Consider the following 21,377-nt stretch of genomic DNA (forward strand, 5'->3'; position numbering starts at 1 on the left):
TTATGCACGAGAATCAACAACCACAAACCGAGGCTTTTGAGCTGAGTGCGGCAGAGCGTGAAGCGATTGAGCACGAGATGCACCACTACGAAGACCCGCGTGCGGCGTCCATTGAAGCGCTGAAAATCGTTCAGAAGCAGCGTGGCTGGGTGCCGGACGGCGCGATCCACGCGATCGCTGACGTTCTGGGTATTCCGGCAAGCGATGTTGAAGGTGTGGCAACGTTCTACAGCCAGATCTTCCGCCAGCCGGTGGGTCGCCATGTGATCCGCTATTGTGACAGCGTGGTTTGTCACATCAACGGTTACCAGGGAATTCAGGCGGCGCTGGAGAAAAAACTGAATATCAAACCAGGGCAAACGACGTTTGACGGTCGCTTTACGCTGCTGCCAACCTGCTGCCTGGGGAACTGCGACAAAGGGCCAAACATGATGATCGATGAGGACACTCACGCGCATCTGACCCCGGAAGCGATCCCTGAACTGCTGGAGCGGTATAAATGAAAAACATTATCCGTACTCCCGAAACGCATCCGCTGACCTGGCGTCTGCGCGATGACAAACAGCCGGTGTGGCTGGACGAATACCGCAGCAAAAACGGTTACGAAGGGGCGCGTAAGGCGCTGACCGGGCTTTCTCCGGACGAAATCGTCAATCAGGTCAAAGATTCCGGTCTGAAAGGGCGCGGCGGTGCGGGCTTCTCTACTGGCCTGAAGTGGAGCCTGATGCCGAAAGACGAATCCATGAACATCCGTTACCTGCTGTGTAACGCCGATGAAATGGAACCGGGCACCTATAAAGACCGTTTGCTGATGGAGCAACTGCCGCACCTGCTGGTGGAAGGTATGTTGATCTCTGCCTTTGCGCTGAAAGCGTATCGCGGCTACATCTTCCTGCGTGGCGAATATATCGAAGCGGCAGTGAATCTGCGTCGTGCCATTGCCGAAGCGACCGAAGCGGGGCTGCTCGGTAAAAACATTATGGGAACAGGTTTTGATTTCGAACTGTTCGTCCATACCGGGGCAGGACGCTACATCTGCGGTGAAGAAACTGCGTTAATCAACTCTCTGGAAGGGCGTCGCGCTAACCCGCGCTCGAAGCCGCCATTCCCGGCAACCTCAGGCGCATGGGGCAAACCGACCTGTGTTAACAACGTCGAAACCCTGTGTAACGTTCCGGCGATCCTCGCTAACGGCGTGGAGTGGTATCAGAACATCTCGAAAAGCAAAGATGCTGGCACCAAGCTGATGGGCTTCTCTGGTCGGGTGAAAAATCCGGGTCTGTGGGAACTGCCGTTCGGTACTACCGCGCGTGAAATCCTTGAAGATTACGCTGGTGGTATGCGTGACGGGCTGAAATTCAAAGCCTGGCAGCCTGGCGGCGCGGGCACTGACTTCCTGACAGAAGCGCACCTTGACCTGCCGATGGAGTTCGAAAGTATCGGTAAAGCGGGTAGCCGTCTGGGTACGGCGCTGGCGATGGCCGTTGACCACGAGATCAACATGGTGTCGCTGGTACGTAACCTGGAAGAGTTTTTCGCCCGTGAATCCTGTGGCTGGTGTACGCCGTGCCGCGATGGTCTGCCGTGGAGTGTGAAAATTCTGCGTGCACTGGAGCGTGGCGAAGGTCAGCCTGGCGATATCGAAACACTTGAGCAACTGTGTCGATTCTTAGGCCCGGGTAAAACCTTCTGTGCCCACGCACCAGGTGCAGTGGAGCCGTTACAGAGCGCCATCAAATATTTCCGTGAAGAATTTGAAGCGGGAATCAAACAGCCGTTCAGCAATACCCATTTGATTAATGGGATTCAGCCGAACCTGCTGAAAGAGCGCTGGTAACCGAATTTCGATTAACGCTCAGTCTATGACTGAGAAAACTGGAAGCATGCTAATGGCTACAATTCATGTAGACGGCAAAGAATACGAGGTCAACGGAGCGGACAACCTGCTGGAAGCTTGTCTGTCTCTGGGCCTTGATATTCCTTACTTTTGCTGGCATCCGGCGCTGGGAAGCGTCGGTGCTTGCCGCCAGTGTGCGGTGAAGCAATACCAAAACGCGGAAGACACGCGTGGTCGCCTGGTGATGTCCTGTATGACACCGGCTTCCGATGGCACCTTTATTTCCATTGACGACGAAGAAGCGAAACAGTTCCGTGAAAGTGTGGTCGAGTGGTTAATGACCAACCACCCGCACGACTGTCCGGTCTGTGAAGAGGGTGGTAACTGCCATCTTCAGGATATGACCGTGATGACCGGGCATACCTTCCGTCGCTACCGTTTCACCAAACGTACCCACCGCAATCAGGATCTGGGGCCGTTCATCTCTCATGAAATGAACCGCTGCATCGCCTGCTACCGCTGCGTGCGTTACTACAAAGATTACGCTGACGGTACGGATCTGGGCGTTTATGGCGCGCACGACAACGTTTACTTCGGTCGCCCGGAAGACGGCACCCTGGAAAGCGAGTTCTCCGGTAACCTGGTGGAAATTTGCCCGACCGGCGTATTCACCGATAAAACGCACTCCGAGCGTTATAACCGTAAATGGGATATGCAGTTTGCGCCGAGTATCTGCCAGCAATGTTCCATCGGTTGTAACACCAGCCCGGGTGAACGTTATGGTGAACTGCGTCGTATCGAAAACCGTTACAACGGTACGGTAAACCATTACTTCCTCTGCGACCGTGGTCGTTTCGGCTACGGCTACGTCAACCTGAAGGATCGTCCACGTCAGCCGGTACAGCGTCGTGGCGATGATTTCATCACCCTCAACGCCGAGCAGGCGATGCAAGGTGCGGCAGATATTCTGCGTCAGTCGAAGAAAGTCATCGGCATCGGTTCTCCGCGTGCCAGCGTGGAAAGCAACTTTGCGCTGCGTGAACTGGTTGGCGAAGAAAACTTCTACACCGGTATCGCTCACGGTGAGCAGGAACGTCTGCAACTGGCGCTGAAAGTGCTGCGTGAAGGCGGCATTTATACTCCGGCACTGCGTGAAATCGAATCTTACGATGCAGTACTGGTGCTGGGCGAAGATGTTACACAGACCGGGGCACGCGTCGCGCTGGCGGTTCGTCAGGCAGTAAAAGGCAAAGCGCGCGAAATGGCGGCAGCACAGAAAGTGGCTGACTGGCAGATTGCGGCAATCCTCAACATTGGCCAACGTGCCAAGCACCCGCTGTTTGTTACTAACGTTGATGACACCCGCCTGGATGACATCGCGGCGTGGACTTACCGCGCACCGGTTGAAGATCAGGCGCGTTTAGGTTTTGCCATCGCCCACGCGCTGGACAACTCCGCACCAGCGGTTGACGGTATCGAGCCGGAGCTGCAAAGCAAAGTCGACGTCATCGTACAGGCACTGGCTGGTGCGAAGAAACCGTTGATTATCTCCGGCACTAACGCCGGTAGTACAGAAGTGATTCAGGCTGCAGCTAACGTAGCGAAAGCCCTGAAAGGTCGCGGCGCTGACGTAGGTATCACTATGATTGCCCGTTCCGTAAACAGTATGGGGCTGGGCATTATGGGCGGCGGTTCGCTTGAAGAAGCCCTGACCGAACTGGAAACCGGACGCGCCGATGCAGTGGTGGTGCTGGAAAACGATCTACATCGTCACGCTTCCGCGACCCGCGTGAACGCCGCGCTGGCAAAAGCGCCGCTGGTGATGGTGGTTGACCATCAGCGCACGGCGATTATGGAAAACGCCCATCTGGTGCTTTCCGCTGCCAGCTTTGCTGAAAGCGATGGTACGGTGATCAACAACGAAGGTCGTGCTCAACGTTTCTTCCAGGTTTACGATCCGTCTTACTACGACAGCAAAACGGTGATGCTGGAAAGCTGGCGCTGGTTACACTCGCTGCACAGTACACTGCTGAGTCGAGAGGTGGACTGGACGCAGCTCGACCATGTGATTGACGCCGTCGTGGCGAAGATCCCGGAACTTGCTGGCATCAAAGATGCCGCGCCGGATGCGACATTCCGCATTCGTGGTCAGAAACTGGCTCGTGAGCCGCACCGTTACAGTGGTCGTACCGCCATGCGCGCCAATATCAGCGTTCATGAACCGCGTCAGCCGCAGGATATCGACACCATGTTCACCTTCTCGATGGAAGGTAACAACCAGCCGACCGCGCACCGTTCGCAAGTGCCGTTTGCCTGGGCACCGGGCTGGAACTCCCCGCAGGCGTGGAACAAATTCCAGGACGAAGTGGGTGGCAAATTGCGCTTTGGCGATCCGGGCGTGCGTTTGTTTGAAGCCAGCGAAAACGGTCTGGATTACTTCACCAGCGTACCGGCACGCTTCCAGCCGCAGGAAGGGAAATGGCGTATCGCGCCGTACTACCATCTGTTTGGCAGCGATGAACTGTCACAGCGTGCTCCGGTATTCCAGAGCCGTATGCCGCAGCCGTATATCAAACTCAACCCGGCAGATGCCGCGAAGTTGGGCGTGAATGCGGGTACTCGCGTCTCCTTTAGTTACGATGGCAACACGGTCACGCTACCGGTTGAAATCGCAGAAGGGCTGACGGCAGGGCAGGTGGGCTTGCCGATGGGCATGTCCGGCATTGCCCCGGTGCTGGCTGGCGCGCATCTTGAGGATCTCAAGGAGGCACAACAATGACCTGGTTATCACCGGAACTGATTGAGATCCTGCTGACCATCCTCAAAGCGGTGGTGATCTTGCTGGTGGTTGTCACCTGCGGGGCATTCATGAGCTTTGGTGAACGTCGTCTGCTGGGGCTGTTCCAGAACCGTTACGGACCTAACCGTGTTGGCTGGGGCGGTTCGCTTCAGTTGGTCGCGGACATGATCAAAATGTTCTTTAAAGAAGACTGGATCCCGAAATTCTCGGATCGCGTCATCTTTACCCTTGCGCCGATGATCGCCTTTACCTCGTTGCTGCTGGCCTTTGCGATTGTGCCAGTCAGTCCGGGTTGGGTGGTTGCCGACCTGAACATCGGGATTTTGTTCTTCCTGATGATGGCAGGTCTGGCGGTTTACGCAGTGCTGTTTGCGGGCTGGTCAAGTAACAACAAATACTCGCTGCTGGGTGCGATGCGTGCTTCTGCGCAGACCCTAAGCTACGAAGTGTTCCTCGGGCTTTCCCTGATGGGCGTGGTGGCGCAGGCCGGTTCATTCAACATGACCGACATCGTTAACAGCCAGGCGCATGTATGGAACGTCATCCCGCAATTCTTTGGTTTTATTACCTTTGCCATCGCGGGCGTGGCGGTATGTCACCGTCACCCGTTTGACCAGCCGGAAGCCGAGCAGGAACTGGCGGATGGTTACCACATTGAATATTCCGGGATGAAATTCGGCCTGTTCTTCGTGGGTGAATACATCGGGATTGTGACCATCTCCGCACTGATGGTGACGTTGTTCTTCGGTGGCTGGCAAGGCCCGTTGTTACCGCCATTCATCTGGTTCGCGCTGAAAACTGCGTTCTTTATGATGATGTTCATTTTGATTCGTGCGTCGTTGCCGCGTCCGCGTTATGACCAGGTAATGTCCTTCGGCTGGAAAATCTGCCTGCCGCTGACGCTGATCAACTTGCTGGTAACGGCGGCTGTCATTCTCTGGCAGGCGCAATAAGGGGCACTAAGACCATGACCTTAAAAGAATTGTTAGTAGGTTTCGGCACCCAGGTTCGTAGTATCTGGATGATCGGCCTGCACGCGTTCGCCAAGCGCGAAACGCGAATGTACCCGGAAGAGCCGGTCTATCTGCCGCCCCGTTATCGTGGTCGTATCGTTCTGACCCGTGATCCGGACGGCGAAGAGCGTTGCGTAGCCTGTAACCTCTGCGCAGTAGCCTGCCCGGTCGGCTGTATCTCGCTGCAAAAAGCAGAAACCAAAGACGGTCGCTGGTATCCGGAATTTTTCCGCATCAACTTCTCACGCTGCATTTTCTGTGGTCTGTGCGAAGAAGCCTGTCCGACCACGGCGATTCAGTTAACCCCGGATTTCGAGATGGGGGAATACAAACGCCAGGATCTGGTTTACGAGAAAGAGGATCTGCTGATCTCCGGTCCGGGCAAATACCCGGAATATAACTTCTACCGGATGGCAGGTATGGCAATCGACGGCAAAGATAAGGGCGAAGCAGAGAACGAAGCCAAGCCTATCGACGTCAAGAGCCTGTTACCGTAAGGAGAGGGGCAATGGAGTTCGCTTTTTATATCTGTGGCCTGATAGCCATACTTGCGACCTTGCGAGTGATCACCCATACCAATCCGGTACACGCATTGCTGTACCTGATTATTTCGCTGCTGGCGATTTCCGGGGTGTTCTTCTCACTGGGCGCTTACTTTGCCGGTGCGCTGGAAATTATCGTCTACGCGGGTGCCATTATGGTGCTGTTCGTGTTCGTGGTGATGATGCTCAACCTGGGCGGTTCGGAAATCGAACAGGAACGCCAGTGGCTGAAACCGCAGGTGTGGATTGGTCCGGCAATTTTGTCGGCCATCATGCTGGTGGTGATTGTTTACGCCATTCTCGGTGTTAACGATCAGGGTATCGATGGTACGCCAATCAGCGCCAAAGCAGTGGGTATTACGCTGTTTGGGCCTTACGTGCTGGCGGTTGAACTGGCCTCTATGCTGCTGCTGGCCGGTCTGGTTGTGGCCTTCCACGTCGGTCGCGAAGAGCGTGCGGGTGAAGTGCTGAGCAATCGCAAAGACGACAGCGCGAAAAGAAAAACGGAGGAGCACGCATGATCCCCTTACAACATGGACTGATCCTCGCGGCAATCTTGTTCGTTCTTGGCTTAACCGGTCTGGTTATCCGTCGCAATCTGCTGTTTATGCTGATTGGTCTGGAAATCATGATTAACGCCTCCGCGCTGGCCTTTGTGGTCGCCGGGAGCTACTGGGGCCAGACCGACGGTCAGGTGATGTACATTCTTGCCATCAGCCTCGCGGCGGCGGAAGCGAGTATCGGTCTTGCGCTGCTGCTGCAACTTCACCGTCGTCGCCAGAACCTGAACATCGATTCAGTAAGTGAGATGCGCGGATGAACATGCTTGCCTTAACCATTATTTTGCCATTAGTTGGCTTCATTCTGCTGGCGTTCTCTCGCGGACGCTGGTCTGAAAATGTCTCAGCGATCGTTGGCGTTGGCTCTGTGGGCCTGGCTGCGCTGGTGACTGCTTTTATCGGCGTCGATTTCTTCGCTAACGGTGAGCAGGCTTACAGCCAGCCGCTGTGGACGTGGATGTCGGTAGGCGACTTTAACATCGGTTTCAACCTGGTGCTGGACGGCCTGTCACTGACCATGCTCTCAGTGGTCACCGGTGTGGGTTTCCTGATCCACATGTACGCCTCCTGGTATATGCGCGGTGAAGAGGGCTACTCTCGCTTCTTCGCTTACACCAACCTGTTCATTGCCAGCATGGTGGTTCTGGTTCTGGCCGACAACCTGCTGCTGATGTACCTCGGCTGGGAAGGCGTGGGCCTGTGCTCCTATCTGCTGATCGGTTTCTATTACACCGATCCGAAGAATGGTGCCGCGGCAATGAAAGCGTTTGTCGTGACCCGTGTCGGTGACGTGTTCCTCGCTTTCGCGCTGTTCATTCTCTACAACGAACTGGGCACGCTGAACTTCCGCGAAATGGTGGAACTGGCACCGGCGCACTTTGCAGACGGCAATAACATGCTGATGTGGGCGACGCTGATGCTGCTGGGTGGTGCGGTTGGTAAATCTGCGCAGTTGCCGTTGCAGACATGGCTTGCCGACGCGATGGCTGGCCCGACGCCTGTCTCTGCGCTGATCCACGCCGCAACCATGGTAACCGCAGGTGTTTACCTGATCGCCCGTACCCACGGCCTGTTCCTGATGACCCCGGAAGTTCTGCATCTGGTGGGTATTGTCGGGGCGGTTACCTTGCTGCTGGCTGGTTTTGCTGCGCTGGTACAGACCGACATCAAACGTGTTCTCGCTTACTCCACCATGAGTCAGATTGGCTACATGTTCCTCGCGCTTGGCGTGCAGGCATGGGATGCGGCGATTTTCCACTTGATGACCCACGCATTCTTTAAAGCGCTGCTGTTCCTGGCATCCGGTTCTGTCATTCTGGCCTGTCATCACGAACAGAACATCTTCAAGATGGGCGGTCTGCGTAAATCTATTCCGCTGGTTTATCTCTGCTTCCTGGTGGGCGGCGCGGCGCTGTCGGCACTGCCGCTGGTCACTGCGGGCTTCTTCAGTAAGGATGAGATCCTCGCGGGTGCGATGGCGAATGGTCATATCAATCTGATGGTGGCTGGTCTGGTCGGTGCGTTTATGACCTCGCTCTACACCTTCCGTATGATTTTCATCGTCTTCCACGGAAAAGAACAAATTCACGCTCACGCCGTGAAAGGGATCACCCACAGCCTGCCGCTGATTGTGCTGCTGATCCTTTCCACCTTCGTTGGCGCACTGATTGTACCGCCGCTGCAGGGCGTGCTTCCGCAAACCACGGAGCTGGCACACGGCAGTATGTTGACCCTGGAAATTACCTCTGGCGTGGTTGCGGTTGTTGGCATTTTGCTGGCAGCCTGGCTGTGGCTGGGTAAACGTACTCTGGTGACTTCTATCGCCAACAGTGCACCGGGTCGTCTGCTGGGGACCTGGTGGTACAACGCCTGGGGCTTTGACTGGCTGTACGACAAAGTGTTCGTCAAACCGTTCCTGGGGATCGCCTGGTTGCTGAAACGCGATCCGCTGAACTCAATGATGAACATCCCGGCGATCCTCTCGCGCTTTGCGGGTAAAGGTCTGTTGCTCAGTGAGAACGGCTACCTGCGCTGGTATGTGGCATCCATGAGCATCGGTGCGGTCGTGGTGCTGGCACTGTTGATGGTACTGCGTTGAGTTAAGGATTGTGGGATTTGCCCTCGGGCATATAAGAACGTAGGTCGGATAAGCCACTACAGCGGCGCATCCGACACTCCCCCCAATCCGAAGTGAATTTTCTGTCGTGAGAATTCGTTGAAAATCCGGTCCTGACGGGACTTTTACAAGGAATAAAGATCGCCATGTTACTACCCTGGCTAATATTAATTCCCTTTATTGGCGGCTTCCTGTGCTGGCAGACCGAACGCTTTGGCGTAAAGGTGCCGCGCTGGATCGCGCTAATCACCATGGGATTGACGCTGGCGCTGTCGCTGCAACTGTGGTTGCAGGGCGGTTATTCACTGACGCAATCCGCCGGAATTCCGCAGTGGCAGTCTGAATTCGACATGCCGTGGATCCCGCGTTTTGGAATCTCTATTCACCTCGCCATTGATGGTCTGTCGTTGCTGATGGTCGTGCTGACAGGTCTGCTCGGCGTGCTGGCGGTACTTTGCTCGTGGAATGAGATCGAAAAATATCAGGGCTTCTTCCACCTCAACCTGATGTGGATCCTGGGCGGTGTTATCGGCGTGTTCCTTGCCATCGACATGTTCCTGTTCTTCTTCTTCTGGGAAATGATGCTGGTGCCGATGTACTTCCTGATCGCACTGTGGGGGCATAAAGCTTCTGACGGTAAAACGCGTATCACGGCGGCAACCAAATTCTTCATCTACACCCAGGCGAGTGGTCTGGTGATGTTGATCGCCATCCTGGCGCTGGTCTTCGTTCACTACAATGCGACTGGTGCCTGGACCTTCAACTATGAAGAGCTGCTGAATACGCCAATGTCCAGCGGTGTGGAATATCTGTTGATGCTGGGCTTCTTCATCGCCTTTGCGGTGAAAATGCCGGTGGTTCCACTGCACGGTTGGTTGCCAGATGCCCACTCCCAGGCACCGACTGCCGGTTCCGTTGACCTCGCGGGGATCTTGCTGAAAACCGCCGCTTACGGTCTGCTGCGTTTCTCCCTGCCGTTGTTCCCGAACGCGTCGGCAGAGTTTGCGCCAATCGCGATGTGGCTGGGTGTTATCGGCATCTTCTACGGTGCGTGGATGGCCTTTGCCCAGACTGATATCAAACGTTTGATCGCCTACACCTCGGTTTCCCACATGGGCTTCGTGCTGATTGCTATCTATACCGGCAGCCAGTTGGCCTACCAGGGCGCGGTTATTCAGATGATTGCGCACGGCTTGTCGGCGGCGGGTCTGTTTATTCTCTGCGGTCAGCTCTATGAACGTATCCACACCCGTGACATGCGCATGATGGGCGGTCTGTGGAGCAAAATGAAATGGCTGCCAGCACTGTCGCTGTTCTTTGCTGTGGCAACGCTTGGGATGCCGGGCACTGGTAACTTCGTCGGTGAATTTATGATTCTGTTCGGCAGCTTCCAGGTCGTCCCGGTCATTACCGTTATCTCTACTTTTGGGCTGGTCTTTGCGTCTGTTTATTCGCTGGCAATGCTGCATCGCGCTTACTTCGGTAAGGCGAAAAGCGAGATTGCCAGCCAGGAACTACCAGGGATGTCGCTGCGTGAGTTGTTTATGATCCTGTTGCTGGTGGTGCTGCTGGTACTGCTGGGCTTCTGGCCGCAGCCGATTCTGGATACCTCGCACTCCGCGATTGGCAATATCCAGCAGTGGTTTGTTAATTCCGTTACTACTACAAGGCCGTAAATCGCCATGACAATAACTCCACAAAACCTGATCGCACTGCTACCGTTGCTGATCGTCGGCTTGACGGTGGTGGTTGTGATGCTCTCCATTGCGTGGCGACGCAATCACTTCCTCAACGCCACGCTGTCGGTCATTGGGCTTAACGCGGCGCTGGTTTCGCTCTGGTTTGTTGGCCAGGCGGGCGCTATGGACGTCACGCCGCTGATGCGCGTTGATGGTTTCGCCATGCTCTACACCGGGCTGGTACTGCTGGCGAGCCTCGCCACCTGTACTTTTGCCTACCCGTGGCTTGAAGGTTATAACGACAACAAGGACGAGTTCTACCTGTTGGTGTTAATTGCCGCCTTGGGTGGGATCTTGCTGGCGAATGCCAACCATCTGGCGTCTCTGTTCCTCGGTATCGAACTGATCTCTCTGCCGTTGTTTGGCCTGGTCGGTTACGCTTTCCGCCAGAAACGTTCGCTGGAAGCCAGTATCAAATACACCATTCTTTCTGCCGCAGCGTCTTCTTTCTTGCTGTTCGGTATGGCGCTGGTGTACGCGCAGTCTGGCGACCTGTCGTTCGTCGCGCTGGGTAAAAACCTCGGTGATGGTATGCTCAACGAGCCGCTGTTACTGGCGGGTTTTGGCCTGATGATTGTCGGCCTCGGCTTCAAACTTTCTCTGGTGCCGTTCCACCTGTGGACACCAGACGTATACCAGGGCGCGCCTGCGCCGGTTTCCACCTTCCTGGCGACGGCGAGCAAAATCGCTATCTTCGGCGTGGTGATGCGTCTGTTCCTTTACGCACCGGTGGGCGACAGCGAAGCGATTCGCGTGGTGCTGGCGATTATCGCCTTTGCCTCCATCATCTTCGGTAACCTGATGGCGCTGAGCCAGACCAATATCAAACGTCTGCTCGGTTACTCGTCTATCTCTCACCTCGGTTATCTGCTGGTGGCACTGATTGCGCTGCAAACCGGCGAGATGTCGATGGAAGCGGTAGGGGTTTACCTCGCCGGTTATCTGTTCAGCAGCCTCGGCGCGTTCGGTGTGGTCAGCCTGATGTCCAGCCCGTATCGTGGCCCGGATGCTGATTCCCTGTTCTCTTACCGCGGACTGTTCTGGCATCGTCCGATCCTCGCGGCGGTGATGACGGTGATGATGCTGTCACTGGCCGGTATCCCGATGACGCTGGGCTTTATCGGTAAGTTCTACGTGCTGGCGGTCGGTGTTCAGGCGCACCTGTGGTGGCTGGTGGGCGCTGTGGTTGTCGGTTCGGCAATCGGCCTCTACTACTACTTGCGCGTGGCGGTAAGCCTGTACCTTCATGGTTCAGAACAGCCAAACCGTGATGCACCGTCAGACTGGCAGTACACGGCAGGCGGCATCGTGGTGCTGATCTCCGCACTGTTGGTACTGGTGCTGGGTGTATGGCCGCAACCGCTGATCAGCATTGTACGTTTGGCAATGCCGCTGATGTAAGCAGTCAGTTCGTAAGTCAGAAAGCCGCCGACATGTTCGGCGGTTTTTTTATGGTGCCTTTGACACCATCACCCAACAATAACCGTCAGCGCATGATTCCCTTGTCGCAGCATACGTCGATACGCGCTAATCAACTTCTCCATATCAAGCATGATCGACGCAAAGAGTTGCCCCTCTAACTCTTCTGAAAAGGTCACTCCCGGATAAATCTCCATTTCATTGAGTCGCTTAATGGAAAACTGTTTACGCAGCTCACTTCGATCCAGAGCTTCCAGGCGGTCGATTGTCGCGGCTAACTCCTGATTCCAGGTCAATCCCAGGAAACCATCTATGCCATCTTCGAGGCTGTGTTCACCAAGCACGGCACGACTTAGCGGGTCATTCTTCGCGGGATCAAAAGCAGAGGTACCTGTCAGGCCAAAATGTAAAAAATCCCAGCGCTTATCAATATCCAGTCGGCGTAAACCTGAAAGCGTGTCGTGAATATTGTCCATCAAAGGTTTTTCAGTAGACTCAAGCAGTTGGTTAACCTTTTCTGAATTAATTTCCGCAAAATAACCAATCATTCCCATTTGTTTTCCTCCGTTGAATTTCATTTTTCGCATCTTAAATCAGATGCCACAAAATAAAATTACAGCAGTCATTTTTCTGGAGCTGCCTCGAGAAATTTTTATTATTTACTGTTATGCAACAAACTAATAACGCCATCAATTACCTGCGCCATTTTCTGGTAATTGAGTCTGTCTGCAGTATCGCCAGACTGGTGATATTGTTTATTTCGATAAAACGCAGTGTCTGTAATCATGACGGCAGGAATATCTTGCTGCCAGTAATTGAGATGGTCGGAGAAATCGATACCGGGAATAAATCCCGGTGCGTTAATAGAATAAACAGGCAACTCTGTTGCTGATAACAACGCAGATTTTACCTGACGCACAGCGCTGATATCCTGCATTCTGCCAACCACTGCAATAAAATCACCACGGTCGGGATAAAGCCAGGACATGACAGAGTAAGGGTAATCCTGACTCCCGGATGCGGAGTCGTAATAACCAATCATCTCCAGCGCTATCATTAATTTCACCGGACGCTCAAGCGAAGCGGCGTGTACCGCGCTCCCCATTTCATCGCTACGAAAGAAGGGCGGTTCTTCCGACGCATAGGCGACTAGTTGAACGCCTGTTTTCGGCGCTTGCTGCTGTAACAAACGTGCCAGCTCCAGTAGTCCGGCGACGCCACTGGCGTTATCATCCGCGCCTGGCGTATAGATTAACTGGTCGTTTTCATAACTGGTTGCGGAATCATAGTGCGCCCCAATAATAATCAGCGATCCATTGGCAGGACCGTAATCAGCAACAATGTTTTTGTAGGGGCCACCAGTAATGGGGACGTCCTGCACGGTAACTCTGGCACCGCTACTGACAAAGGCCTCTTTTATATACTCTGCGGATCTATTCAGATTATCAATATTGTCAGCACTACGTGGATGCACAGTTTGTGTAAAGTAACGAACTGTTTTTTCTAATTGCTCGGGACTTGCGTGCCGGGGCGTTGGCGGTAATGCATTGACCCAGGGTTGATAAAAAACAATTAGAGGAAGTGAAAGCAAGAACAATATAAAAAAGGGAAAGGTTATTTTTTTCATATACAAATTATTAATAGGTTTTGTTGTTGAATTATTATTTGTTATGGGTTTCGGGATTGTATTTTATTAAGATTGGTCGGATTATACAAAGAGTCTATTTTATGTCTGGTAGCTGAGTTTATTTAAAAGGATTTTATATGCGAAATAAAAATATAATCATGTTGCTTATTAGTAGTTTGATTTTGTCAGGATGTGGGCAGGAATCTGATGATAAGGAAAGTCAGCAACAACAATCTACTACACCCACAGACCAGCAAGTACTTGCCGCGCAACAAGCAGCAACAAAAGTGGCGGAGCAAAGAGCCGCCGCCGCTAAAGCCGCTGCAGACGCGAAAGCAAAAACCTTAGCCCAGCATGAAGCGCAACAATCCTCAGACAAACAGGCTTTGCCGGGGCGATTGCAGGAAGCGCCAACATTTGAAAGAGCGGCTAAAGCAAAAGCTACACGTATCGCAAATCCAGGAACAGCTCGCTACCAGCAGTTCGATGATAATCCGGTTAAGCAGGTAGTGCAAAACCCGTTGGCGACGTTTAGCCTTGACGTCGACACCGGCAGCTATGCAAATGTACGGCGTTTCCTCAATCAAGGGCTGTTACCTCCGCCAGACTCTGTGCGGGTGGAGGAGATGGTCAATTATTTTCCGTCAGACTGGGTTATTAATGATAAAAGCAATAATAAAGAGCCTGTTCCCGCCACTAAGCCAATACCTTTCGCTATGCGCTATGAACTGGCATCTGCGCCCTGGAATGAGCAGCGAACATTGCTGAAAGTTGATATCCTGGCGAAAGATCGCAAAAGTGAAGAGTTACCAGCTTCTAATCTGGTCTTTCTTATCGACACTTCTGGTTCAATGATTTCTAGTGAACGTTTGCCACTTATTCAGTCTTCGTTGAAATTATTGGTCAAAGAACTTCGTGAGCAGGATAACATTGCCATCGTAACCTACGCTGGCGACTCCCGTATTGCGTTGCCTTCTACCTCAGGGAATCACAAGTCAGAAATTAATGCCGCGATTGATTCGCTGGATGCGGAAGGCAGTACCAATGGCGGTGCCGGGCTGGAACTGGCTTATCAGCAGGCGGCGAAGGGGTTTATTAAGGGCGGCATCAATCGCATTTTATTGGCCACTGACGGTGACTTTAACGTTGGTATTGACGATCCAAAATCGATTGAATCAATGGTCAAAAAACAGCGGGAGTCCGGTGTTACTCTTTCGACGCTTGGCGTGGGGGATGACAATTACAACGAGGCAATGATGGTGCGAATTGCCGATGTTGGTAACGGCAACTACAGCTACATTGATACTCTCTCTGAAGCGCAGAAAGTGTTGAACAGTGAAATGCGGCAGACGTTGATTACCGTAGCAAAAGATGTCAAAGCGCAAATAGAGTTTAACCCCGCGTGGGTAACGGAATACCGTCAGATTGGTTATGAAAAGCGCCAACTTCGGGCGGAGGATTTTAATAACGACAACGTTGATGCGGGGGATATTGGCGCAGGTAAACATATAACGTTGTTATTCGAATTAACGCTGAATGGGCAAAAAGCATCAATTGATAAGTTACGCTATGCCCCGGATAACAAATCAGCGAAATCAGATAAAGCGAAAGAACTGGCCTGGTTAAAGATTCGTTGGAAATACCCGCAGGGAAAAGAAAGTCAGTTAGTTGAATTCCCGTTGGCACCCACAATAAACGCACCTTCAGAAGATATGCGTTTTCGCGCAGCAGTCGCTGCGTTTGGGCAAAAATTGCGCGGTTCTGAATACCTGAATAATACATCCTGGCAGCAGATCGAACAGTGGGCGCGGCAAGCGAAAGGACCGGATCAACAAGGCTACAGAGCGGAATTTATTCGCCTGATTGGGCTGGCGGAAGGTCTGGACAATTCACAAAACTAAAAATGATAAATCTGTTTGCCGGATATCGACATCAAGCGTATTCGGCAAACAGATGAAAAATACGTCAAATAAGTGCGTTGGCATCATTAAATTAATCTGCCAACTAACCACCGCTTTCGACTTAAATGCTAAACACCGCGAAATCGCTCGCCAGTTCGGTTGCCGGGAAAATCGACCGACATTCGTGTAACAAGTGCTGACAGCCTTTATCATCATAGCGCGAACTAACATGGGTAATGATTAGTTTACCGACACCAGCTTCACGGGCCAGTGCCGCCGCCTGGCGTGTGGAGCTGTGGCCGCGACTGTTGGCTTTGGCCTCCATCGCCATATCCAGCGTCGCTTCGTGAACCATTATGTCGACACCTTTAGCAAGGTCGATTGCGGCATCGCAAGGGCCGGTATCACCGAAAATGGCGATTGATTTACCCGGTGTAGGCGCGTCTAAATAATCAGCACCGTTAATCTGCCGACCGTCTTCCAGCGTGACTGTTTTGCCTTTTTTCAAATCCTGAAATAACGGACCGGGTTGTACACCGGCATCTTTTAACGCCCGGGCGTTCAGCGCGCCAGGTTTATCATGTTCTTCAATACGATAGCCGTAACATTCCAGCGGATGTTCCATCGGATAAGCTGTCACTTTACGCAAGCCATCATCAAGAATTTCGCCTGCGCTAATTTCAATAATCTCCAGTGGATAATCAGTCCACGAGCCACTAATGCGTAACGCTGTCTCAACAAATTCACGGATACCTTGCGGACCATAAATGGTTAAGGGTTGCACAATGCCTGACATGGAACGACTGCATAGCAACCCAGGCAAGCCAAAAAGATGATCGCCATGTAAATGGCTTATAAAAATCCTGTCCAGTTTTCCGGGGTTAAATGCCGTGTGCAACATCTGGTGTTGTGTACCTTCACCGCAGTCAAATAACCAAAGCCCGGCTCGCGTTGGATGTTGCAGATTAAGCAATATTGCCGTGACATTCCGTGTTCGGGTCGGAACCCCCGCTGAAGTACCTAAAAAAATTAATTCCATGAGTTCATCACGCTGCTGAAAATATTCCAGCTAGTATAAAGCAAACAGCACAAAGGAGCCTTCCATGATCGACTGGCAAGATCTGCATCATTCTGATTTATCTGTTTCTCAGCTTTATGCCTTATTACAACTACGCTGCGCGGTATTTGTGGTGGAGCAAAACTGCCCTTATCAGGATATCGACGGTGATGATCTGGTAGGAGAAAATCGCCATCTTCTCGGCTGGCATCACGGGACACTGGTGGCGTATGCGAGGATACTGAAAAGTGATGATGATCTCGAACCGGTGGTGATTGGTCGGGTGATTGTCAGCGAAGCCTTACGCGGTGAAAAAATCGGTCAGCAATTGATGAGCAAGGCGCTGGAATCATGTACGCGCCACTGGCCGGACAAGGCGATTTATCTGGGGGCGCAGGCGCACTTACAAAACTTTTATGAGCAATTTGGTTTCATCCCAGTGACCGATATTTATGAGGAAGATGGTATTCCGCATATCGGGATGGCGCGCGAGGTTAATCAGGCGTGATTGATAACAGTTGTCTATAGTTAGTGGCAGGTTTTACGTAAATGGAGAACGAGAATGTCTAATCAATTTAGTGATACACGTATCGATGACGACCTGACGTTACTGAGTGAAACACTGGAAGAGGTGCTACGCTCCTCTGGCGATCCCGCCGATCAAAAATATGTTGAGCTAAAGGCGCGGGCAGAAAAGGCGCTGGATGATGTGAAAAAAAGGGTAAGTCAGGCTTCCGACAGCTATTACTATCGGGCGAAGCAGGCGGTATATCGTGCCGATGACTACGTCCATGAAAAACCCTGGCAGGGGATTGGTGTGGGCGCGGCCGTTGGACTGGTATTAGGACTGTTGCTGGCACGCCGTTAAAACCTCCCTACACTGGGGTACTGCATTTTTTGTGCAGTACCCCGTATAATGTGAGGCTTTTAACAGGGAGAGGTCCGCGTGCAATCACTTACTACGGCGCTGGGAAATCTACTGCGCCATTTGTCGCAAGAGATTCCGGCGACACCCGGCATTCGGGTTTTCGATGTTCCTTTCCCCCTTAATGACGCTTTTGATGCTTTAAGCTGGTTGGCCAGTCAGCAAACGTATCCGCAATTCTACTGGCAACAACGTAATGGTGATGAAGAGGCCGCGGTGCTGGGCGCGATTGCCAGCTTTACGTCGTTGGACCAGGCACAACGTTTTCTTCGTCAGTACCCGGAACATCCCGACTTACGCATTTGGGGGCTGAATGCGTTTGACCCGTCACAAGGTCATTTACTTTTGCCGCGTCTGGAATGGCGGCGCTGTGCGGGAAAAGCGAGCTTTCGCCTGACCCTTTTCAGCGAAACGTCCCTTCAGAATGACGCAAATCAGGCAAAAGAATTCATTACTACACTGGCGAATACCAAACCGTTGCCCGCGTTGCATTTAACCACTCCACAAGAAAACCACTGGCCAGATAAATCGGGCTGGACGCGGTTAATTAAACTGGCGACCGACACCATTGCGGAAGGTGAGCTGGATAAAGTCGTACTGGCGCGGGCGACAGATCTGCATTTTGCAAGTCCGGTCAATGCGGCGGCAATGATGGCTGCCAGCCGTCGACTGAATCTTAACTGTTACCATTTCTACATGGGCTTTGATGGCGAAAGCGCATTTCTCGGCTCAACGCCTGAGCGACTATGGCGGCGGCGTGACAAAGCGCTGCGCACTGAAGCCCTTGCCGGAACGGTGGCGAATCACCCCGACGATAAACAGGCGCAGCGGTTGGCCGAGTGGCTGATGGCGGATGATAAAAACCAACGTGAAAACATGCTGGTGGTGGAAGATATCTGCCAGCGATTACAGTCTGATACCCAGACACTGGATGTTTTGCCGCCGCAGGTACTTCGTCTGCGAAAAGTACAACATCTGCGTCGCTGCATCTGGACTTCACTCAATAAAGCAGATGACGAGGTTTGCTTGCATCAGTTGCAGCCAACGGCAGCCGTAGCAGGCTTACCGCGCGATCTGGCGCGGCAGTTTATCGCGCAACACGAACCGTTTACCCGTGAATGGTACGCTGGCTCTGCGGGTTATCTTTCTCTACAACAAAGTGAATTCTGCGTTTCCCTGCGCTCGGCAAAAATCAGTGACAATGTAGTGCGTCTGTATGCCGGAGCAGGTATTGTCCGTGGCTCAGATCCCGAGCAAGAGTGGCAGGAAATCGACAACAAAGCGGCAGGACTGCGGACTTTATTACAAATGGAATAGTAATGAGTCGCATCATTATCGATTCATATCAATAATCTAATTTTGTAGCTCTCTATACTTAGCCGCAATATTGATACCGGACAAACTCATGTCAGTAAGCGCATTTAACCGACGCTGGGCGGCGGTCATTCTGGAAGCATTAACACGTCACGGCGTCAGACACGTCTGCATTGCCCCTGGCTCTCGTTCTACGCCATTAACTCTGGCGGCAGCGGAAAATTCCGCATTCATTCATCACACCCATTTTGATGAGCGTGGGCTGGGACATCTGGCGCTGGGGCTGGCGAAGGTCAGCAAACAGCCGGTGGCGGTGATTGTGACCTCCGGCACGGCGGTAGCGAATCTCTATCCGGCGCTGATTGAGGCTGGGTTAACTGGAGAAAAACTGATCCTGTTAACCGCCGATCGTCCTCCGGAACTGATTGATTGCGGTGCGAATCAGGCGATTCGCCAGCCGGGTATGTTCGCTTCTCATCCCACGCATAGCATTTCACTACCACGCCCGACCCAGGATATTCCTGCGCGTTGGCTGGTTTCCACCATCGATCACGCTTTAGGTACGCTGCATACGGGGGGAGTCCATATCAACTGCCCGTTTGCCGAACCGCTGTATGGCGAGATGGACGACACGGGGCTGGCGTGGCAACAACGCCTGGGCGACTGGTGGCAGGATGATAAACCGTGGCTGCGTGAAGCCCCTCGGCTGGAGAGCGAAAAACAGCGCGACTGGTTCTTCTGGCGGCAAAAGCGCGGCGTGGTGGTTGCGGGGCGCATGAGTGCGGAAGAGGGCAAAAAAGTTGCCCAGTGGGCGCAAACTCTTGGCTGGCCGCTGATTGGCGACGTGCTGTCGCAAACCGGGCAACCGCTGCCGTGTGCCGACTTGTGGTTAGGTAATGCTAAAGCGATTGGCGAGTTACAGCAGGCGCAGATTGTGATCCAGGTGGGTAGTAGCCTGACCGGAAAACGGTTACTGCAATGGCAGGCGAATTGTGAACCGGAAGAATACTGGATTGTTGATAACATCGAAGGGCGACTCGACCCGGCGCATCACCGTGGACGTCGGCTGATTGCCAATATTACCGACTGGCTGGAGTTGCATCCGGCTGAAAAACGTCAGCCCTGGTGCGTGGAGATCCCGCGTCTGGCTGAACAGGCGATGCAGGCAGTTGTTACCCGTCGCGATGCATTTGGCGAAGCGCAACTGGCGCACCGCATCAGCGAATACCTACCGGAACAGGGGCAACTGTTTGTCGGTAACAGCCTGGTGGTGCGTTTGATCGACGCACTCTCACAACTTCCGGCAGGTTACCCGGTTTACAGCAACCGTGGAGCCAGCGGTATTGACGGTCTGATCTCGACCGCCGCTGGCGTTCAGCGGGCGAGCGGTAAACCGACACTGGCGATTGTTGGCGATCTCTCGGCGCTTTACGACCTGAACGCGCTGGCCTTGTTGCGCCAGGTTTCCGCGCCGCTGGTATTAATTGTGGTGAACAATAACGGCGGGCAAATCTTCTCGCTACTTCCCACACCAAAAAGCGAGCGTGAGCGTTTTTATTTAATGCCACAGAACGTTCATTTTGAGCACGCTGCCGCTATGTTCGAACTGAAATATCATCGCCCGCAAAACTGGGATGAGTTTGAATCGGCTCTGGCTGGCGCATGGCGCACCCCGACCACCACCGTGATTGAAATGGTCGTTAACGATACTGATGGTGCGCAAACACTCCAGCAGTTGCTGGCGCAGGTAAGCCATTTATGATCCTGCATGCGCAGGCAAAACACGGCAAGCCAGGTTTACCCTGGCTGGTTTTTCTGCACGGTTTTTCCGGAGATTGCCGCGAATGGCAGGAAGTGGGCGAGGCGTTTACGGACTACTCGCGATTGTATGTGGATCTCCCCGGACACGGCGGTTCAATGGCTATCAGCGTTGATGGTTTTGCTGATGTCACCGATTTGCTGCATAACACTTTTGTTAGTTACAACATACTAAATTACTGGCTGGTGGGATACTCCCTCGGTGGACGCGTGGCGATGATGGCGGCTTGTCAGGGGATGCCGGGGATTGGTGGGGTGATTGTCGAAGGCGGGCATCCAGGGCTGCAAAGTGCTGAACAACGTGCAGAACGTCAGCTTTCCGATCACCGCTGGGCGCAGCGTTTTCGCTCAGAACCGTTAACCGCGGTATTTACCGACTGGTATCAACAGCCTGTTTTTGCCTCGCTCAACGATGAGCAACGCCGGGAGCTGGTGGCACTGCGCAGCAACAATAACGGTGTAACTCTTGCCGCCATGCTGGAGGCTACTTCTCTCGCCGTCCAGCCTGATTTACGTGCTAACCTTAGCGCCCGCACATTTACGTTTTATTATTTATGTGGTGAACGTGACAGCAAATTCCGCGCTCTGGCAGCGGAACTGGCTGCCGACTGCCATGTCATTCCTCGCGCCGGACATAACGCGCACCGGGAAAATCCCGCTGGCGTAATCGCAAGTCTGGCGCAGATCTTGCGTTTCTGACTAAAGGACA

The 21,377-nt window shown here is 53.2% G+C and carries 19 protein-coding genes; 16 read left to right on the forward strand and 3 right to left on the reverse strand.

Annotation, left to right across the window (positions count from 1 at the left end; genetic code table 11):
• The first annotated feature begins 2 nt into the window (after positions 1–2).
• The 10 genes from nuoE (at position 3) to nuoN (ending at position 12,008) form a co-directional block, all read left to right on the forward strand.
• Positions 3–503: an NADH-quinone oxidoreductase subunit NuoE gene (gene nuoE / locus ESM_RS0106320; protein ID WP_000545042.1), complete on the forward strand. Its 501-nt coding sequence runs from the start codon at positions 3–5 to the stop codon at positions 501–503.
• The gene (gene nuoF / locus ESM_RS0106325; protein ID WP_000789507.1) at positions 500–1,837 is read left to right on the forward strand and encodes an NADH-quinone oxidoreductase subunit NuoF; all 1,338 of its coding nucleotides are present in this window, start codon (positions 500–502) and stop codon (positions 1,835–1,837) included. Before nuoE ends, nuoF begins: the two co-directional genes overlap by 4 nt.
• 52 nt (positions 1,838–1,889) lie before the next feature.
• Positions 1,890–4,616, forward strand: coding sequence for an NADH-quinone oxidoreductase subunit NuoG (nuoG, locus tag ESM_RS0106330; protein ID WP_010376987.1), 2,727 nt, complete (start codon positions 1,890–1,892; stop codon positions 4,614–4,616).
• Complete coding sequence (gene nuoH / locus ESM_RS0106335; RefSeq protein ID WP_000220077.1) at positions 4,613–5,590, forward strand: NADH-quinone oxidoreductase subunit NuoH; 978 nt, start codon at positions 4,613–4,615, stop codon at positions 5,588–5,590. Before nuoG ends, nuoH begins: the two co-directional genes overlap by 4 nt.
• A gap of 14 nt (positions 5,591–5,604) precedes the next feature.
• On the forward strand, positions 5,605–6,147 hold the full coding sequence (gene nuoI / locus ESM_RS0106340; protein ID WP_000172749.1) for an NADH-quinone oxidoreductase subunit NuoI: 543 nt from the start codon (positions 5,605–5,607) through the stop codon (positions 6,145–6,147).
• Between the two features lie 11 nt (positions 6,148–6,158).
• Complete coding sequence (nuoJ, locus tag ESM_RS0106345) at positions 6,159–6,713, forward strand: NADH-quinone oxidoreductase subunit J (protein WP_000393511.1); 555 nt, start codon at positions 6,159–6,161, stop codon at positions 6,711–6,713.
• Entirely contained in the window at positions 6,710–7,012 is a 303-nt protein-coding gene (nuoK, locus tag ESM_RS0106350) for an NADH-quinone oxidoreductase subunit NuoK (RefSeq protein ID WP_000612644.1), read from the forward strand. Before nuoJ ends, nuoK begins: the two co-directional genes overlap by 4 nt.
• Positions 7,009–8,850 carry an NADH-quinone oxidoreductase subunit L gene (gene nuoL / locus ESM_RS0106355; RefSeq protein WP_001056648.1) on the forward strand — a complete coding sequence of 614 codons (1,842 nt, stop codon included), beginning with the start codon at positions 7,009–7,011 and terminating at the stop codon, positions 8,848–8,850. The genes nuoK and nuoL overlap by 4 nt, the downstream gene beginning before the upstream one ends.
• Before the next feature lie 164 nt (positions 8,851–9,014).
• Positions 9,015–10,544, forward strand: coding sequence for an NADH-quinone oxidoreductase subunit M (gene nuoM, locus ESM_RS0106360; RefSeq protein ID WP_000926451.1), 1,530 nt, complete (start codon positions 9,015–9,017; stop codon positions 10,542–10,544).
• A 6-nt stretch (positions 10,545–10,550) separates the two neighbouring features.
• Positions 10,551–12,008, forward strand: coding sequence for an NADH-quinone oxidoreductase subunit NuoN (gene nuoN / locus ESM_RS0106365; RefSeq protein WP_000156702.1), 1,458 nt, complete (start codon positions 10,551–10,553; stop codon positions 12,006–12,008).
• A 68-nt stretch (positions 12,009–12,076) separates the two neighbouring features.
• On the opposite strand, the gene ESM_RS0106370 is transcribed toward nuoN, so the two are convergent.
• On the reverse strand, positions 12,077–12,580 hold the full coding sequence (locus tag ESM_RS0106370) for a YfbM family protein (RefSeq protein WP_000525379.1): 504 nt from the start codon (positions 12,578–12,580) through the stop codon (positions 12,077–12,079).
• Positions 12,581–12,681: 101 nt separating this feature from the next.
• A complete protein-coding gene (locus ESM_RS0106375; RefSeq protein WP_032335326.1) occupies positions 12,682–13,653 on the reverse strand; it encodes a M28 family metallopeptidase in 972 nt (323 codons plus the stop codon).
• A 137-nt stretch (positions 13,654–13,790) separates the two neighbouring features.
• Between ESM_RS0106375 and ESM_RS0106380 the strand changes: the two genes are divergently transcribed.
• A complete protein-coding gene (locus tag ESM_RS0106380; protein ID WP_001244799.1) occupies positions 13,791–15,554 on the forward strand; it encodes a vWA domain-containing protein in 1,764 nt (587 codons plus the stop codon).
• 121 nt (positions 15,555–15,675) lie between these two features.
• Here the strand turns inward: ESM_RS0106380 and rbn are convergent, their stop codons facing one another.
• Positions 15,676–16,593 (reverse strand): ribonuclease BN, encoded by a 918-nt coding sequence (gene rbn, locus ESM_RS0106385; RefSeq protein ID WP_000420121.1) that lies wholly within the window; start codon positions 16,591–16,593, stop codon positions 15,676–15,678.
• A 64-nt stretch (positions 16,594–16,657) separates the two neighbouring features.
• On the opposite strand from rbn, the gene ESM_RS0106390 reads away from it, so the two are divergent.
• From ESM_RS0106390 to menH, 5 genes are all read left to right on the forward strand, one after another.
• Entirely contained in the window at positions 16,658–17,119 is a 462-nt protein-coding gene (locus tag ESM_RS0106390) for a GNAT family N-acetyltransferase (protein WP_000568147.1), read from the forward strand.
• Between the two features lie 54 nt (positions 17,120–17,173).
• Positions 17,174–17,479 carry a stress response protein ElaB gene (gene elaB / locus ESM_RS0106395; protein WP_000070671.1) on the forward strand — a complete coding sequence of 102 codons (306 nt, stop codon included), beginning with the start codon at positions 17,174–17,176 and terminating at the stop codon, positions 17,477–17,479.
• Positions 17,480–17,557: 78 nt separating this feature from the next.
• The gene (gene menF / locus ESM_RS0106400) at positions 17,558–18,853 is read left to right on the forward strand and encodes an isochorismate synthase MenF (protein WP_001191451.1); all 1,296 of its coding nucleotides are present in this window, start codon (positions 17,558–17,560) and stop codon (positions 18,851–18,853) included.
• 88 nt (positions 18,854–18,941) lie between these two features.
• Entirely contained in the window at positions 18,942–20,612 is a 1,671-nt protein-coding gene (gene menD / locus ESM_RS0106405) for a 2-succinyl-5-enolpyruvyl-6-hydroxy-3-cyclohexene-1-carboxylic-acid synthase (protein WP_000116403.1), read from the forward strand.
• Positions 20,609–21,367: a 2-succinyl-6-hydroxy-2,4-cyclohexadiene-1-carboxylate synthase gene (menH, locus tag ESM_RS0106410; RefSeq protein WP_000600548.1), complete on the forward strand. Its 759-nt coding sequence runs from the start codon at positions 20,609–20,611 to the stop codon at positions 21,365–21,367. Before menD ends, menH begins: the two co-directional genes overlap by 4 nt.
• Positions 21,368–21,377: the final 10 nt, after the last annotated feature.

It is taken from the genome of Escherichia sp. TW09308 (assembly GCF_000208565.1).
Lineage (GTDB): Bacteria > Pseudomonadota > Gammaproteobacteria > Enterobacterales > Enterobacteriaceae > Escherichia > Escherichia marmotae.

What these genes read in the sequence shown, in the direction of transcription:
- nuoE (WP_000545042.1), top strand. Translation starts at nt 3, where the DNA reads ATGCACGAGAATCAACAACCACAAACCGAGGCTTTTGAGCTGAGTGCG.
- nuoF (WP_000789507.1), top strand. Translation starts at nt 500, where the DNA reads ATGAAAAACATTATCCGTACTCCCGAAACGCATCCGCTGACCTGGCGT.
- nuoG (WP_010376987.1), top strand. Translation starts at nt 1,890, where the DNA reads ATGGCTACAATTCATGTAGACGGCAAAGAATACGAGGTCAACGGAGCG.
- nuoH (WP_000220077.1), top strand. Translation starts at nt 4,613, where the DNA reads ATGACCTGGTTATCACCGGAACTGATTGAGATCCTGCTGACCATCCTC.
- nuoI (WP_000172749.1), top strand. Translation starts at nt 5,605, where the DNA reads ATGACCTTAAAAGAATTGTTAGTAGGTTTCGGCACCCAGGTTCGTAGT.
- nuoJ (WP_000393511.1), top strand. Translation starts at nt 6,159, where the DNA reads ATGGAGTTCGCTTTTTATATCTGTGGCCTGATAGCCATACTTGCGACC.
- nuoK (WP_000612644.1), top strand. Translation starts at nt 6,710, where the DNA reads ATGATCCCCTTACAACATGGACTGATCCTCGCGGCAATCTTGTTCGTT.
- nuoL (WP_001056648.1), top strand. Translation starts at nt 7,009, where the DNA reads ATGAACATGCTTGCCTTAACCATTATTTTGCCATTAGTTGGCTTCATT.
- nuoM (WP_000926451.1), top strand. Translation starts at nt 9,015, where the DNA reads ATGTTACTACCCTGGCTAATATTAATTCCCTTTATTGGCGGCTTCCTG.
- nuoN (WP_000156702.1), top strand. Translation starts at nt 10,551, where the DNA reads ATGACAATAACTCCACAAAACCTGATCGCACTGCTACCGTTGCTGATC.
- ESM_RS0106370 (WP_000525379.1), bottom strand. Translation starts at nt 12,580, where the DNA reads ATGGGAATGATTGGTTATTTTGCGGAAATTAATTCAGAAAAGGTTAAC.
- ESM_RS0106375 (WP_032335326.1), bottom strand. Translation starts at nt 13,653, where the DNA reads ATGAAAAAAATAACCTTTCCCTTTTTTATATTGTTCTTGCTTTCACTT.
- ESM_RS0106380 (WP_001244799.1), top strand. Translation starts at nt 13,791, where the DNA reads ATGCGAAATAAAAATATAATCATGTTGCTTATTAGTAGTTTGATTTTG.
- rbn (WP_000420121.1), bottom strand. Translation starts at nt 16,593, where the DNA reads ATGGAATTAATTTTTTTAGGTACTTCAGCGGGGGTTCCGACCCGAACA.
- ESM_RS0106390 (WP_000568147.1), top strand. Translation starts at nt 16,658, where the DNA reads ATGATCGACTGGCAAGATCTGCATCATTCTGATTTATCTGTTTCTCAG.
- elaB (WP_000070671.1), top strand. Translation starts at nt 17,174, where the DNA reads ATGTCTAATCAATTTAGTGATACACGTATCGATGACGACCTGACGTTA.
- menD (WP_000116403.1), top strand. Translation starts at nt 18,942, where the DNA reads ATGTCAGTAAGCGCATTTAACCGACGCTGGGCGGCGGTCATTCTGGAA.
- menH (WP_000600548.1), top strand. Translation starts at nt 20,609, where the DNA reads ATGATCCTGCATGCGCAGGCAAAACACGGCAAGCCAGGTTTACCCTGG.